The sequence below is a fragment of the Actinomadura luzonensis genome (genome assembly GCF_022664455.2).
In the GTDB taxonomy this organism is placed as follows: domain Bacteria; phylum Actinomycetota; class Actinomycetes; order Streptosporangiales; family Streptosporangiaceae; genus Nonomuraea; species Nonomuraea luzonensis.
The window spans coordinates 240,150-253,453 of the sequence record NZ_JAKRKC020000002.1; the positions used below are offsets into that span (position 1 = coordinate 240,150).

Annotated in this window: 15 protein-coding genes; 8 read left to right on the forward strand and 7 right to left on the reverse strand. The window is 74.6% G+C overall.

The window, feature by feature from the left end; genetic code table 11:
* Positions 1–311 precede the first annotated feature (311 nt).
* Together MF672_RS31305 and MF672_RS31310 are read left to right on the forward strand one after the other, a co-directional pair.
* On the forward strand, positions 312–872 hold the full coding sequence (locus tag MF672_RS31305) for an integrase catalytic domain-containing protein (RefSeq protein ID WP_242371134.1): 561 nt from the start codon (positions 312–314) through the stop codon (positions 870–872).
* On the forward strand, positions 869–1,222 hold the full coding sequence (locus tag MF672_RS31310) for an AAA family ATPase (RefSeq protein ID WP_242371136.1): 354 nt from the start codon (positions 869–871) through the stop codon (positions 1,220–1,222). Before MF672_RS31305 ends, MF672_RS31310 begins: the two co-directional genes overlap by 4 nt.
* Positions 1,223–1,436: 214 nt before the next feature.
* Here MF672_RS31310 and MF672_RS31315 read toward each other — a convergent pair whose 3' ends face one another.
* Positions 1,437–2,654 (reverse strand): cation:proton antiporter, encoded by a 1,218-nt coding sequence (locus MF672_RS31315; protein WP_242371224.1) that lies wholly within the window; start codon positions 2,652–2,654, stop codon positions 1,437–1,439.
* Between the two features lie 225 nt (positions 2,655–2,879).
* Here MF672_RS31315 and sigK point away from each other — a divergent pair, with 225 nt between their 5' ends.
* The 4 genes from sigK (at position 2,880) to MF672_RS31340 (ending at position 6,638) form a co-directional block, all read left to right on the forward strand.
* Positions 2,880–3,476, forward strand: a complete 597-nt coding sequence (gene sigK / locus MF672_RS31320) for an ECF RNA polymerase sigma factor SigK (RefSeq protein ID WP_242371138.1) — start codon at positions 2,880–2,882, stop codon at positions 3,474–3,476.
* Entirely contained in the window at positions 3,473–4,240 is a 768-nt protein-coding gene (locus MF672_RS31330; RefSeq protein ID WP_302893314.1) for an anti-sigma factor, read from the forward strand. Before sigK ends, MF672_RS31330 begins: the two co-directional genes overlap by 4 nt.
* 99 nt (positions 4,241–4,339) lie before the next feature.
* Positions 4,340–5,962 (forward strand): molybdopterin-dependent oxidoreductase, encoded by a 1,623-nt coding sequence (locus MF672_RS31335; protein ID WP_242371140.1) that lies wholly within the window; start codon positions 4,340–4,342, stop codon positions 5,960–5,962.
* Between the two features lie 40 nt (positions 5,963–6,002).
* Positions 6,003–6,638, forward strand: coding sequence for a fasciclin domain-containing protein (locus tag MF672_RS31340; RefSeq protein ID WP_242371142.1), 636 nt, complete (start codon positions 6,003–6,005; stop codon positions 6,636–6,638).
* 25 nt (positions 6,639–6,663) lie between these two features.
* Here MF672_RS31340 and MF672_RS31345 read toward each other — a convergent pair whose 3' ends face one another.
* Entirely contained in the window at positions 6,664–7,263 is a 600-nt protein-coding gene (locus MF672_RS31345) for a TetR/AcrR family transcriptional regulator (protein ID WP_242371144.1), read from the reverse strand.
* 126 nt (positions 7,264–7,389) lie between these two features.
* Here MF672_RS31345 and MF672_RS31350 point away from each other — a divergent pair, with 126 nt between their 5' ends.
* Positions 7,390–8,130, forward strand: coding sequence for an SDR family NAD(P)-dependent oxidoreductase (locus MF672_RS31350; protein ID WP_242371146.1), 741 nt, complete (start codon positions 7,390–7,392; stop codon positions 8,128–8,130).
* 166 nt (positions 8,131–8,296) lie between these two features.
* Positions 8,297–9,046 carry an SDR family oxidoreductase gene (locus tag MF672_RS31355; RefSeq protein WP_242371147.1) on the forward strand — a complete coding sequence of 250 codons (750 nt, stop codon included), beginning with the start codon at positions 8,297–8,299 and terminating at the stop codon, positions 9,044–9,046.
* Positions 9,047–9,088: 42 nt separating this feature from the next.
* Here the strand turns inward: MF672_RS31355 and MF672_RS31360 are convergent, their stop codons facing one another.
* From MF672_RS31360 to MF672_RS31380, 5 genes are all read right to left on the reverse strand, one after another.
* Entirely contained in the window at positions 9,089–10,072 is a 984-nt protein-coding gene (locus MF672_RS31360; protein ID WP_242371149.1) for an alpha/beta fold hydrolase, read from the reverse strand.
* A gap of 107 nt (positions 10,073–10,179) precedes the next feature.
* The gene (locus MF672_RS31365) at positions 10,180–10,974 is read right to left on the reverse strand and encodes an IclR family transcriptional regulator (protein ID WP_242371151.1); all 795 of its coding nucleotides are present in this window, start codon (positions 10,972–10,974) and stop codon (positions 10,180–10,182) included.
* 2 nt (positions 10,975–10,976) lie between these two features.
* Positions 10,977–11,936 carry a PDR/VanB family oxidoreductase gene (locus MF672_RS31370; protein ID WP_242371153.1) on the reverse strand — a complete coding sequence of 320 codons (960 nt, stop codon included), beginning with the start codon at positions 11,934–11,936 and terminating at the stop codon, positions 10,977–10,979.
* Positions 11,933–12,196, reverse strand: a complete 264-nt coding sequence (locus tag MF672_RS31375) for a hypothetical protein (RefSeq protein ID WP_242371155.1) — start codon at positions 12,194–12,196, stop codon at positions 11,933–11,935. The genes MF672_RS31370 and MF672_RS31375 overlap by 4 nt, the downstream gene beginning before the upstream one ends.
* Positions 12,193–13,242: a Rieske 2Fe-2S domain-containing protein gene (locus tag MF672_RS31380; protein WP_242371157.1), complete on the reverse strand. Its 1,050-nt coding sequence runs from the start codon at positions 13,240–13,242 to the stop codon at positions 12,193–12,195. Before MF672_RS31380 ends, MF672_RS31375 begins: the two co-directional genes overlap by 4 nt.
* Positions 13,243–13,304: the final 62 nt, after the last annotated feature.

A 13,304-nucleotide genomic window follows, 5' to 3' on the forward strand; every position in this document is an offset into this window, starting at 1 on the left:
CGGGTCCGTTCCTCCCCCGAGAGCCGTTCTGCCAGGACATCGGCATTGCCGGAGCTGGAGCCGGAACGGAAGGCCACGCCAAGCGCCTCCCGTCCCCGTTCACTAGCGCAACTTTTCGTTCGCCAGTCCCAACCCCATGGCACACCGCCGATCTTCAGGAATGGAGCGGACCTGCGCCGCGCGCCGGGACTCTACCCGTTGTCCCTCCCGTCTCCCGGCCGGGAGAGGAGGATGGCGCTCATGGGCCGGCCAACCCGGGAGCAGTGGGCGGCGGCTCTGCAGCGGCTGGGACGGCTGGCCGAGCGTACGGTATGGCGCCGGATGGGTACTCCTGCGAAGCCGCGGCCGCGGTGCACCGGGCCCGATCAGCGGCGATCGCCGGGCAGCACGCCGCGGCGGGCGTACCGATCGACCCGGTGCTGGCCCAGGGCTGGGCGGGCGCTCCGCAGGTGGATCTGCGGACGCTGCAGCGCGCCTTCCAACGCCAGCTGACGCCCGCGTTCGTGGCCGGAGTAACCGCCGGACAGCGGGCCCGGCGGGCCAACCTGGTGTATCTGGAGCGCCCGGCGACCTTCCGCAACCAGGTGTGGGAAGGCGATCACAAGTGCCTGCCGATCCTGGTGCTGCCGCCCCGCGGCCGGGCGGTAGCGCCGTGGGTGACGATGTTCCTCGACGACGCGACCCGCCTCATCACCGGGTGGGCGCTCGCCCTGTCCCCGCACGCGCGCACGGTGCTGACCGCGTTACGGATGGGCATGCTGGACGATCCGGCGTACGGGGTCGCGCACGGGGTGCCCCGGCTGCTGCGGCTGGACCGGGGCCTGGAGTTCGCGGCGGCCGCGGTCACCACGGCGACCGGGGCGCTGGGGTGACGGTGTCCTTCACCCCCAGGCCGACGATGCGCCAGGTCGTCGACGGGCTGTATCTGGTGCTGACCGGAAGCCAGGGCTCCAACAGCCGCTTCCACATCACCCGGGATCTGATCACCGAGCTGGCCCGGCTCCCGCGGCTGGTCGTGGTGGATGAGGCGCAGCGGCTGAGCAGCGACGGCATCGAGACGCTGCGGCACCTGCACGATGATGACAACACACCCAGTTCGGGCTGCTGTACGTCGGCGGGAACGGCTGCTGGGAGGTCCTGTCGCGCGAGCCGATGCTGGCCTCGCGGGTCTGGCGGCGCCTGGCCATGGCACCGCTGGAGCGCGCGATCGTCCCGCAGGTGATCCGCGGCTGCCACCCGATGTACGAGGGCGCCGACGACCTGCTGCACTACGTCGACGAGCGGCTGGCCCACGGCATCTGGCGCAACTGGGCCTCCTTCTCCTCCACCGTCCACGTGCTCGCCCAGCGCACCGGCCGCACAGCCCTCGATGAGGAGATCGTCACCAACGCCTTCGCCCTGCACGCGGGAGGCGGCAAGAGTGCTCAACGTCCGGGTCACTGCCGGCGGCGGATCCTGCGGGCGAGGCCGCCGTACCAGGCGGGGACCTCGCGCTCCTCGTCGAACCAGCGGGCCACCACGATGTCGGTGGAGGAGTGCAGCAGGATCGACAGCACGATCGTCACGGCGACGAGCTGGAACACCGGCACGGCGGCGGCGATGCCGGAGCCCAGCACCAGCAGCCCGTACACGACCGAGGCGAAGCCCTTCGGCCCGAACCAGGCCACCGCCGCCTGCTCGCGCACGCTCAGCCCGGAGCGCAGGAACGACACCCAGATCGCGACCGGCCGCGCCACCACCAGGGCCAGCAGCGCGAACAGCCAGCCGGTCCAGCCGACCGAGGCGAGCAGGGACGGGGTGATGAGCGCGCCGAACACCAGCAGCGCGGCCAGCTTGAACACCTCGGCGATCAGCTCGCCGAAGTGCTCGAACGACTCCCGCTGCCGCGGCCCGAAGGTGGCCACGGTGATGCCGGCCGAGAACGCGGCCAGGAACAGGTTGCCGTGCGTGGCCTTGCCGGCGGCGAGCACGAGCAGGCCGATGGCCAGGGCGTTGAGCGGCTCGTAGGCGGTGGAGGCGGCGAACCAGCGGGTGCGCTCCAGCTTGATCGCGGCCCACGGGACGGCGACGCCGATGACGACGCCGAGCCCCAGCTCCAGGCCCAGCTCTCCGAGGTGCAGATCGTCGGATCCGGCCGCGACGGCGAGGAAGAGGATGACGAACGGCAGCGCCAGGCCGTCGTTGACGCCGGACTCGACGTTGAGGAGCTGCCGCAGCCGGGGCGGCACCTTCTCGTTGCCGACCAGCGCGGCGGCGAAGACCGGGTCGGTGGGCGCGAGGATCGCGCCGATCAGCAGTGCCTCGATCCAGCCCAGGCCGAGCAGGTAGTGCGCGCCGACGGCGGTGATGGCCAGGGTGAGCGGCAGGCCCCAGCCGAGTGCCCGGCCGGGCAGCCGCCAGGCGCCGCGCAGCTCCGGCCAGCCCACCCGCATGCCGTCGGTGAACAGCACGGTGAACAGCGCCAGCTCGGCCAGCGTGGCCACCAGGTCGTCGCCGGGCCTGAGCGCGAGCACCCCGAGCACGCCGTCGCCCAGCACGAACCCGGCCACCAGGAACAGCGCGGCGGTGGACAGGATGGTGCGGTGAGCCAGGCTGGACAGCAGCACCGCCAGCAGCAGCACGGCCGCGAACGCGATCAGCAGCGTGCCGCCCATCAGGGGCACCGCGTGAGGGTCATGGGATGAGACGCCTTCCGGTCGGATCCGCTTGCACGAACTTGCCGACCAGACTTCCCGGCGCACCGCGCCCAACCCTAACAGCGCGCGCAGGAGCGGCCAACACAGTGCGTCGCGGGCAAGAGTGTGGTGACCCATCCGTTGCGTGGACGGCTCCGAAGCCACGGTGGCTGGTGCTGTGCCGGTCGGGGCAGGAGGGGCTGTATGGGAGCGCGGGACCGGTCGCCGGTGGGCCAGGACGGTCCGGGTGGTGATCCGCCGGGGCCGGAGGAGCTGCTGCAGGCGGTCGGCAGGGGTGATCGCGCGGCGTTCGAGCGGTTGTACGAGATGCTGGCGCCGCGGGTGTACGGGCTGGTGCTGCGGGTGTTGCGGGACCGGGCGCAGACCGAGGAGGTGGCGCAGGAGGTGCTGGTGGAGGTATGGCGCGGCGCCGCCCGCTACGAGCCGGGCAAGGGGTCGGGGCTGGCGTGGGCGCTGACCATCGCGCACCGGCGGGCGATCGACCGGGTGCGGTCGGCGCAGGCGGGCACCGACCGGGAGGAGCGGGCCGCGCGGCTGGAGCCGCACCGAGCCTTCGACGAGGTGTCGGAGCTGGTGGTGGGGCGGTTGGAAGGTGAGCGGCTGCGCCGCTGCCTGGACAACCTCACCGAGCTGCAGCGGGAGTCGGTGACCTTCGCCTACTACGGCGGCTACTCCTACCGGGAGGTCGCCGAGCTGGTCAAGGCGCCGCTCGGGACGGTCAAGACACGGATGCGCGATGGGCTGATCCGGTTGCGCGACTGCCTGGGAGTGGAGCGATGAAGGCGGCGGAGGACGGGTTCGACCCGCACACCCTGGCGGGCGCCTACGCACTGGACGCCATCGACGACGAGGGCGAGCGGCGCCGTTTCGAGCGGCACCTGGCCGCGTGCGCCGAGTGCGCGCAGGAGATCGCCGGGTTCGCCGAGACGGCCGCCCGCCTAGGGGCGGCGGTGGCCGCCGAGCCGCCGCCCGGCCTGCGGACGCGGGTGCTGGCCGAGATCGAGCAGGTGCGTCAGCTGCCGCCGGCGCTGCCGCCCGCGGCGCCTTCCCGGCGGAGGCGGAAGGTCGGGTGGCGGCCGTGGCCGGCGGCGGTGGGCGTGGCCGCGGCGTTGGCCGCGGTGGCCGGGCTCGGCGTCGCGACGATGCAGGCGCGCCAGGAGCTGGCGCAGGTCCGGCGGGCCGAGCAGCGGATCGCCGCGGTGCTGGGCGCGGACGACGCCCGCACGATCACCGCCCCGGCCGGCCGGGCGGGACGAGGCGGCCGGGGGACGGTGGTGCTGTCGCGTTCGCAGGGCGCGCTGGTGTTCTGGGCCGCCGGGCTGGGCGAGCCGCCCGAGGGCCGGGTCTACCAGCTGTGGCAGCTCGCACCGGGACGGATCACCTCGGCCGGGCTGCTGGCCTCCAGCGGCTCCGGGGGCACGGTGCCGGTGCTCAGCGCCCTCAGCGCCGGTGCGGGCCGGGTAGGGGTGACGGTGGAGCCGGCCGGCGGGTCGCGGCAGCCGACCGGCACGCCGTTGCTGCTGGTGGACCTGCCCGCCGCCTGACCTTTCCGCCGGCACTCGCGGTCCGGGGAAACCGGCGCCCATCCGTTCCGGAAGTGACTCCGAAGCCCTGGTGTGACTGCAGAGGAGACATCCAGCGACGTGGCGGCCCCGAGACCGGCGGGCCGGACATCGGGGGTCCTCGGTGTGCTGGCGGCGGCGCTGGCCCTGGGGGTGGCGGAGCTGACCGCCGCGCTGGTGGGCCGGCCCGAGGCCGGTCCGCTGCTCGCGGTGGGGTCGGCGGTCATCGACCTGAGCCCGGCGTGGCTGAAGGACTTCGCCGTCCGCACCTTCGGCACCGCCGACAAGCCGGTCCTGCTCCTGACCCTGGCGGCCGCGACGGTGGCCGGGTCGGCGGCCGTCGGAACGGCCGCGTCCCGGCGGCCGCGCTCGGCCATCGCGGCCTTGGCAGGGCTCGCCGCGCTCGCCGGGGCCGCGGCGCTGTCCCGGCCGCGAGCAGGACCGATCCACGTGCTGCCCGCCGCGGTGGGGGCGGCGGGCAGCACCTTCGCCCTGCTGTACGGCCGGCGCCCGCCACGGCTCCGCCGGGAGGGCCGTATCACGCTGGGCGACCTGGCGCGCCACGGTCGCCGAGAGGGCTGTAGCACACTGGGCGACCTGGCGCGCCACGGCCGTCCCGTGCCACGCACGGCGCCGGCCGCCGATCGGCGGACGCTGCTCACCCGCGGCGCCGTCCTGCTCGGGGCGGCCGTCCTGACCGGCGGCACCGGGCGGGCGATCACCTCGGCCCGGCAGGCGTCCGCCGACGGCCGCGCCCTGGTGCTGCCCCCTCCCGCCGACCCGGCCCGGCCGCTCCCCCCGGGCGTGGGGGCGCGGGTGCCGGGGCTCGGCCCGTTCACCACCCCCAACGACTCCTTCTACCGGGTCGACACCGCGCTGATCGTGCCGCGGGTGCCGCACCAGGAGTGGACGCTGCGCATCCACGGCCTGGTCGACCGCCCGGTCGAACTGGACCTCGCCGACGTGCTGGCCCGGCCGCTGACCGAACGCGACATCACCCTGACCTGCGTGTCCAACGAGGTCGGCGGCCCTTACGCCGGAAACGCCCGCTGGCTCGGCGTCGACCTGGCCGCGCTGCTGCGCGAGGCCGGCATCCAGGCTGGAGCGGATCAGGTCCTGTCCCGCTCCGCGGACGGCTGGAGCGCCTCCACCGCCCTGGACGCGGTGCTGGACGGCCGCGACGCGCTGCTGGCCGTCGCGATGAACGGCGCCCCGCTGCCGCCCGCGCACGGCTTCCCGGCGCGGATGATCGTGCCCGGCCTGTACGGCTACGTCTCGGCCACCAAATGGGTCACCGACCTCAAGCTCACCCGCTTCGCCGACGAGCGGGCGTACTGGACCCGGCGCGGCTGGGCCGAACGCGCGCCGATCAAGACCGCCTCCCGCATCGAGGTGCCCAAGCCCTTCGCCGAGGTGCCCGCCGGTCCGGTCGCCGTCGCCGGCACCGCGTGGGCCCAGCACCGCGGCATCGCCGCCGTCGAGGTCCGCGTCGACGACGGGCCCTGGCTGCGGGCCGGCCTGGCGGCGTCCGGCGGGCCGGACACCTGGCGGCAATGGCGCATGACCTGGCAGGCCACCCCCGGCCGGCACCGCCTGCAGGTCCGCGCCACCGACGCGGGCGGCGACGTCCAGACCGCCGAACGCGTACCGCCGATCCCGGCTGGCGCCACCGGCCGGCACACGGTCCTGGTGACCGTCACCTGAACTCCCCTCAGCACGTCCATCCATCGAACACAGGAGCATCATGAAGATTCGTCATGCCGCCGGACTGCCGATCCTGGCCATGGCCGGCGCGATGACCGTCTCGCTGACCGGCACCGGCCCGGCCGCGCTCGCCTCCGCCCGACCCGCCGGCACCGCTGCGGGCGGCGGGTCCTGGTCCGCCGCCGCGCAGCCGATGACCGTCCGGCGCCCCTTCGGCCCGGGCTGCTCGGCGGTGCCCCGCACCGGCAAGGGCAGCTTCACCGGCATGGCCGCCGACCCGGTTGCCACCGCCGCCTCGCACAACCCCGTCCTGTCCACCCTCGTCGCGGCGGTGAAGAAGGCCGGCCTGGTCGACACCCTCAACGGCGCCGACGGCATCACCGTCTTCGCGCCGACCGACCAGGCGTTCGCCAAGATCCCCAAGGCGACCCTGGCGAAGGTCCTGGCCGACAGGAAGACGCTGACGGCGATCCTCACCTACCACGTCGTCAAGGGCCGCAAGACCCCGGCCGACCTGCGGCGCGGCCGCTTCACCACGCTGCAGGGCGGCGCGGTCGCCACCCGCGGCTCCGGCGCCACGTACATGATCAACAACGCGCGGGTGGTCTGCGGCGACGTGCCCACCCGCAACGCCACCGTCTACCTCATCGACACCGTCCTCATGCCCAAGAGCTGACCCGCTGGCCCTCCGCGCCTCGGGGTCAGGCGCGGAGGGCGTCGATCAGGGCATCGACGGCGGCGAGTGCGGCGGAGGTGTCGAGCCCCGCGCGGGAGACCAGGGAGAGACCCTGGACGGTGAACAGCAGGAGCTGCGCCTGGGCCTCGGGCGCGGCGGCCCGGGTGACCTCGCCGTCGGCCTGCGCGCGCCGCAGGGCGTCGGCGACGATCCGGATGAAGCGGGCGTGCGAGCGGGCCACGATCTCGCGGGCCTCGGCATCGTGCGGGACCAGTTCTGCGGTGGTGTTGCCGATCATGCACCCTTGGGGGACGCCGACGTCGGAGGCGTACTCCTGGGCCCGGGCCGGATGGGTGAGCACCTCGCGCAGCGCCGGCAGCACCGGCCCGGACTCCAGCGCCGTGACCAGCTCGCGCTCGTAGGTGTCCCAGTACAGCCGGACCGCCGTCAGGTAGAACTGCCGCTTGTCGCCGAAGGCGCCGTACAGGCTGCCCCGTTCCAGGGCCAGCGCGTCGACCAGGTCCTGGATGGAGGTGTCGGCGTAGCCGCGGGACCAGAACAGCAGGAGCGCGCGCTCCAGTGCCTGGTCCTTGTCGAACGCTCGGGGGCGTCCCGTCCGTGCCATGTCCCCAGGTTACGACTTTTTGACCGCCCACACAAAAGTCTGTACGTTGATGGCCGGGCGACTTATTGAACGGTCGCACAGAAGTCGTCGGCGTGCTCCGCCGGCGACGGAGAGAGGCGGGACCCCATGGACTTCAACGGCAGAACGGCCCTGGTCACCGGATCGGGCGCCATCGGCGGGCTCGGGCACGCGACGGCGAGGATCCTCGCCGCCGGCGGGGCCGACGTGATCATCACCGGCACCGACCCCGGCCGCGGCGCCCAGGTCGTCGCCGACGTGCGGGCCGGCGCGACCGGCAGCGTGCGCTTCGTCCCCGCCGACCTGGCCGACCCGGAGGCCGTGCGGCGGCTGGCCGAGGACGCCGGGACGGTGGACATCCTCGTCAACAACGCGGGCGTCGTCCCGTTCGGCGCGACCGCCGAGCAGGACCTCGACGCCTACGACGCCGCCTTCGCGGTCAACGTGCGCGCGCCGTTCCTCCTGGTCGCCCGGCTCGCGCCGCGGATGGCCGCCGGCCGGGGCGGCAGCATCGTCAACGTCAGCTCCACCGCGGCCGCCCTGGGCCTGCCGCAGATGGCGGTCTACGGCGCCACCAAGGCGGCGCTCGAATCGCTGACCCGTACCTGGGCGGCCGAGTTCGCCGCCTCGAACGTGCGCGTCAACGCCGTGGCCCCCGGCCCGATGACCACCTCCAAGGTGGTGGCGGTCATGGGCCCGGACGTCGGCGGCATGGGGCTGACGACGGCGCTGCGGCGCGCCGCCGACCCGGCCGAGGTCGCCCAGGTGATCGCCTTCCTGGCCGGCGACCAGGCGGGCTACGTGACCGGCGCCGTCGTGGCCGCCGACGGTGGCCGCACCGCCATCTGACGCGGGGCGCGCTCCGGTCCCTCCGCACCACCGCCGTCACGAGCAACCGCGCGCTCCGGTCCCTCCGCACCACCACCGTCACGAGAAACCACGCGCTCCGGTCCCTCCGCACCACCACCGTCACGAGAAACCACGCGCTCCGGCGCGGGCAAGGAGATTGAGGTCAATGCGTCGTCTAGCGGGCAAGTACGCCCTGATCACGGGAGGAACGGGCGGCATCGGGTTCGCGACCGCCCGCGAGTTCCTGGCCGAGGGAGCGGCCGTCGCGATCACCGGCCGGTCGCGCGAACGTCTGGACGAGGCCGCCCGGCGGCTCGGCGGCCAGGTGCTGCCCGTGTTGTCCGACGCCGGCGACGTGCCCGGCCAGGCGGCGCTCGCGGCGCGGCTGCGGCAGGAGTGGCCGCGGCTCGACGTCGTGATGAGCAACGCCGCCGACGTCACCCACCTGCCGATCGAGGAATGGACCGAGGAGGCGTTCGACCGGCTCGTCGCCACCAACCTCAAGGGGCCGTTCTTCCTGATCAGGGCCCTGCTGCCGCTGTTGTCCCGGCAGGCGTCCGTCATCCTGGTCGGCTCCGTCTCCGCCTTCGTCGGGCACGAGAACGCGGCGGTCTACGGCGCGGCCAAGGCCGGCCTGCTGTCCCTGTCGCGCGGGCTGACCTACGAGCTGAGGGAGCGGGGCGTCCGCGTCAACGGGCTGAGCCCGGGGCCCACCCGCACGGACACCTTCGCCGCACTCGGCCCCGAGCGGCAGGCCGCCCTGTACGACGAGCTGCGGCGGACCGTGCCCCTGCACCGCATCGGCACCGCCACCGAGCTGGCGAAGGCGGCCGTCTACCTGGCCTCCGACGAGTCCGCCTACACCGCCGGCACCGTGCTGCGCGTCGACGGCGGCGTCGGCGAGCTCGCCTACTGACCGCGACACGGGCAGCGGTCCTGTCCGGCGCGCCGCTTCCGGTCACCGGAGGGTGGCGAGCCAGTCGGTCAGCAGGCGGTTGACCTCGTCGGGGCACTCCTGCTGGACCCAGTGGCCGCAGCCGTCCAGGAGGTGGGCGGCCGACAGGCCGGGAAGGGTGACGGGGTAGGCGTCGATGGCGTCGGACATCCAGGTGGTGGAGGCGTCCAGGGCGCCGCCGATGAACAGGGACGGCTGCTTGATCGGGGCCGCGTGGTGCGGGGCGAGGTCCGCCCAGTCCCGGTCCAGGTTGCGGTAGCGGTTGAGCGCGCCGGTCATCCCTGTGCGCTCGAACTCCCCGGCGTAGACGTCGAGGTCGTCCTCGCTCAGCCAGGCCGGGAGGACGCCCGTGGGGAAGCGGTCGCGCAGCCGGCCGCCGCGGGTGACGAAGTGCGGGTCGGGCTCGTCCGGGGCGGGCATGGTGTCGGCGGACAGGGCCGCGTAGAAGCCCGCGAGCCAGCCCCGGACGTCGGGCTCGATCTCCGCCTCGGCGCGGCCGGGCTCCTGGAAATAGGAGACGTAGAACTCCTGCTCGGGGCCTCCCAACCGGCTGAAGACCGCGCTGGGACGGGGGCCGCCGGGCGGCGCGTAGGGGACGCTCAGCAGGCCCACGGCGCGGAAGACCTCGGGGTGGAGCAGGGCGGAGGTGGCGGCGACGGGGGAGCCCCAGTCGTGGCCGACGACCACCGCGCTCTCCTCGCCGAGGGCGCGCACGACGGCCAGGTTGTCCTCCACCAGGTCGAGCATCCGGTACGCGTCGACCGCCGCCGGCTTGGAGGAGCGGCCGTAACCGCGCACGTCGATCGCCACCGCCCGGTGCCCGGCCGCGGCCAGGGCCGGGAGCTGGCGGCGCCAGGAGTACCAGGACTCGGGGAAGCCGTGCACGAGCAGCACCAGCGGGCCGCTGCCCTGCTCCACCAGGTGCAGGCGCCCGGCCGGGGCCTCGACGGCGCGGTGGCGGAGCTGGGCGGTCGGCTCGGGCTGCATGAGCTTCTCCTCGGTTTCACTGCGGAACGGGGCTACCCGTCGAGCATGCGACGCGGCGGCCGCGCGCCGCGAACCGCCTTGCCGTTCCGGCAAACCCCGGCCGCTCGTCAGCGTCCGGACGGGGACGGCGGGAGGGCGCGGGAGATGGCGCGGGCGCTGGTGCGTACGAGGTGGGCGAGCGCCCGGGTCGAGGCGGTGCCGTGGTGGACGACCAGGGACACCGCGGCGACGACCTGGCCGTCCTGGTCGTGGATGGGGGCGGCGACGGACAGGGCGTCCATGGTGACCTGCCGGTCGCTGACGGCGTAGCCGCGGGCGCGGGTGTCGGCGAGGGCCGCGCGGATCTGGCGGGCGGTGGTGAGCGTGCGCGGGGTGTACCGCTCGACCGGGCGGGCCAGGACCTGTTCCCGCACGTCGGCGGGGGCGTACGCGAGCAGGACCAGGCCGACGCCGGTGGCCGTGAGCGCGAAGCGGCCGCCGACCCTGGTGAGCACCGGCACCGCGCCGCTGCCCGCGATGCGTTCGACGAACACGACCTCGGTGCCCTCCCGCACGGCCAGCTGCACGTTCTCGCGGGTGACCTGCGACAGGTCCTCCAGGTACGGCAACGCGGCCTCGCGCAGGCCCAGCCCGCGCGGCGCGAGCGAGCCGATCTCCCACAGGCGCAGGCCGACGTGGTAGCGGCCGGCCGGGCCTCGTTCGAGGGCGCCCCAGGCCACGAGCTCGGCCACCAGCCGGTGCACGGTGGAGACCGGCAGCCCGGCGTGCCGGGACAGATCGCTGAGCGTCAGCGACCGCCGGTCGGGAGTGAACGCGCCGAGGATCTGCAGGGCGCGCGCCACGACCGGCCCGGTCCGCGCGGCGGCCGGCGGCATCGGAGGTTGCGGCGGTCCGGGCTTCATGGTCAGAGGTCGAGGACCAGCTTGGGGCCGGCGGCGCGGGAGACGCAGACGAACATCACGTCGTTCGCCGCCCGTTCCTCGGCGGTGAGGAGCGAGTCGCGGTGGTCCACGACGCCGGCGAGGACGGGGGTCTCGCAGGTGCCGCAGGTGCCCTCCCGGCACGAGGTCAGGACGGGGACGCCCGCCTCCTCCACGACCTCCAGGATCGACCGGTTCGGCGGCACCGGCAGAGTCAGGCCGGAGGCGGCCAGCTCGACCTCGAACGCGCCGGTCACGGCCGGGCCCGCCGGGTCCTTGGGGGCGAAGCGCTCCACGTGCAGGGGCCGGTTCGCGCACCGCGCCTCGACGGCCTCCAGGAGCGGGGCGGGGCCGCAGCAGTAGACGAGGGTGTCCATGGGCTCCTCCGCCAGGAGGGCGTCGAGGTCGAGCAGGCCGTGCTCGTCCTGCGGCCGCAGGAGCACGCGGTCGCCGTGGGCGGCGCGCAGCTCGCCGGCGAACGCCATCGACGCCGCCGTGCGGCCGCCGTAGACCAGCCGCCAGCGCGCGCCCCCGACGGCGGTGATCATGGGCAGGATGGGGGTGATCCCGATCCCGCCGGCGATGAACAGGTAGCGGGCGGCGGGGCGGAGCGGGAAGTTGTTGCGCGGGCCGCGGGTCAGGACCGTGGCGCCCGGGTGGAGCTCGTCGTGCGCGTACGCCGAGCCGCCCCGGCCGCCGGGCTCGCGCAGCACGGCGATCCGCCACGTCGTCCGGTCGGCCGGGTCGCCGCACAGCGAGTACTGGCGGACCCGGCTCTCGTCGCCGAGCACCAGGTCGATGTGCGCGCCGGGCGTCCAGCCGGGCAGCGCCCCGCCGGCCGGATCACGCAGCTCGAACCTGACGACCCCGTCGGCCACCTGCTCGCGCGCGTGCACGACGACCGGGCGGCCGGCCGCGTCACCCACGCTCGCCATCGCGCTCATCGCCGCTCCCGCGCCCCGCCGGGGACGGCCGTAGGCCGGTCAAGCGCCCCGCCGGGGACGGCGCCGGGCCGGTCAGGAGCCGGGCCGGGGGAGTGGCCGGCCGGGTGGGAGAGGAGCCACTCCCACACCTCGACCGGCCCTTCGGCGAGGTGGGCGGCGCCGCAGTGGCACAGGCCCCGCAGCACGTCGCTGCCCGGCAGCCACTCCACCCGGAGCACCTCACGCCCGGCGGGCCCGCGGGCCGGTCCCATGCCGCTCACGCCCCGCTGCCCGCGCCGCGGCGGGCGAGGCCGGCCAGCATGCGCCGCGCCGCCAGGCCGCCGGTGTCGATGTTGATCGACAGCTCCTGGTAGCCCTCGGGCTCGGCCGCGATCACCTGCTCCAGCACGTTCAGCGCGGCCACGTCCTGGAGCACCACGGTCCGGTTGTTCTCGGCCAGGAAGTCCGACACGCCCTGGTCGTCCAGGGCGAAGTCCCGCGCCACGGCCCAGAAGTCGTGCGTGGTGTGCTCGGTCTCAGGCGTGATCGCGTACACCACCTCGACGTGGAAGGCGTCCGGGTCGGTGCCGTCGGCGTTCGGCAGCACCCCGGGCGGCGCGATCCGCGAGTGCAGCTTGTACAGGCAGGGCGGCGTGTACTCGATGTCCTGCCAGCGCATGATCCGCCCGGTCAGCCCGGTGGACTTGGCGTAGAACGGCGGGCACTCGGCGTCGTCCATGTGCCGGCTGACGTACACGATGCCCGCCTCCTCGTCCACCTCCGTGGTGATCGGGGTGGCGGCCACCTCGGGGGTGCCGATGTACCCGCCGTGCAGGTACGTCTCGTGCGACAGGTCCAGCAGGTTGTCGACCAGCAGCCCGAACCGGGCCTTGAGCGGCTCCATCCCGGACACGGTGGTCCAGCCGGGCGCGGCCAGCCAGGGCGCGCGCGGGATGCGGGCGGCGTCGGCGCGGGCCGGGTCGCCGATCCAGACCCACACGAACGAGTCCTGCTCGACGACCGGGTAGCTCTTCAGCCGGGCGGTCCGCGGCACCCGGGTCTGGCCGGGGACGGCCACGCAGCCGCCGTCGGCGCCGTAGGTGAAGCCGTGGTAGCCGCACACCACCTGGTCGCCGACCAGTCGGCTGGGCGGCTCGGACAGTGGGAACCGGCGGTGCACGCAGCGGTCCGACAGGGCGGTGACGGTCCCGGCGCGGGTGCGCCAGAACAGGATGGACTCGCCGCAGACGGTGCGGCTGAACAGCTCGTGGCCGATCTCGCGGCCGTACGCGGCGACGTACCACTGATCGCGAGGAATGACTGACATGGGCGGCTCCTTCGACAATGGGACGATGGTGACCTGTGTCACCACGGCTGCGGAACGCCGGT

Excerpts from the sequence above, each read along its gene's own strand:
- MF672_RS31345 (WP_242371144.1), bottom strand. The coding sequence starts at position 7,263 with ATGGCACGGACGGGACGCCCCCGAGCGTTCGACAAGGACCAGGCACTG.
- MF672_RS31370 (WP_242371153.1), bottom strand. The coding sequence starts at position 11,936 with ATGAGCGCGATGGCGAGCGTGGGTGACGCGGCCGGCCGCCCGGTCGTC.
- MF672_RS31355 (WP_242371147.1), top strand. The coding sequence starts at position 8,297 with ATGCGTCGTCTAGCGGGCAAGTACGCCCTGATCACGGGAGGAACGGGC.
- MF672_RS31365 (WP_242371151.1), bottom strand. The coding sequence starts at position 10,974 with ATGAAGCCCGGACCGCCGCAACCTCCGATGCCGCCGGCCGCCGCGCGG.
- MF672_RS31305 (WP_242371134.1), top strand. The coding sequence starts at position 312 with ATGGCGCCGGATGGGTACTCCTGCGAAGCCGCGGCCGCGGTGCACCGG.
- MF672_RS31350 (WP_242371146.1), top strand. The coding sequence starts at position 7,390 with ATGGACTTCAACGGCAGAACGGCCCTGGTCACCGGATCGGGCGCCATC.
- MF672_RS31315 (WP_242371224.1), bottom strand. The coding sequence starts at position 2,654 with ATGGGCGGCACGCTGCTGATCGCGTTCGCGGCCGTGCTGCTGCTGGCG.
- MF672_RS31340 (WP_242371142.1), top strand. The coding sequence starts at position 6,003 with ATGAAGATTCGTCATGCCGCCGGACTGCCGATCCTGGCCATGGCCGGC.
- sigK (WP_242371138.1), top strand. The coding sequence starts at position 2,880 with ATGGGAGCGCGGGACCGGTCGCCGGTGGGCCAGGACGGTCCGGGTGGT.
- MF672_RS31380 (WP_242371157.1), bottom strand. The coding sequence starts at position 13,242 with ATGTCAGTCATTCCTCGCGATCAGTGGTACGTCGCCGCGTACGGCCGC.
- MF672_RS31360 (WP_242371149.1), bottom strand. The coding sequence starts at position 10,072 with ATGCAGCCCGAGCCGACCGCCCAGCTCCGCCACCGCGCCGTCGAGGCC.
- MF672_RS31330 (WP_302893314.1), top strand. The coding sequence starts at position 3,473 with ATGAAGGCGGCGGAGGACGGGTTCGACCCGCACACCCTGGCGGGCGCC.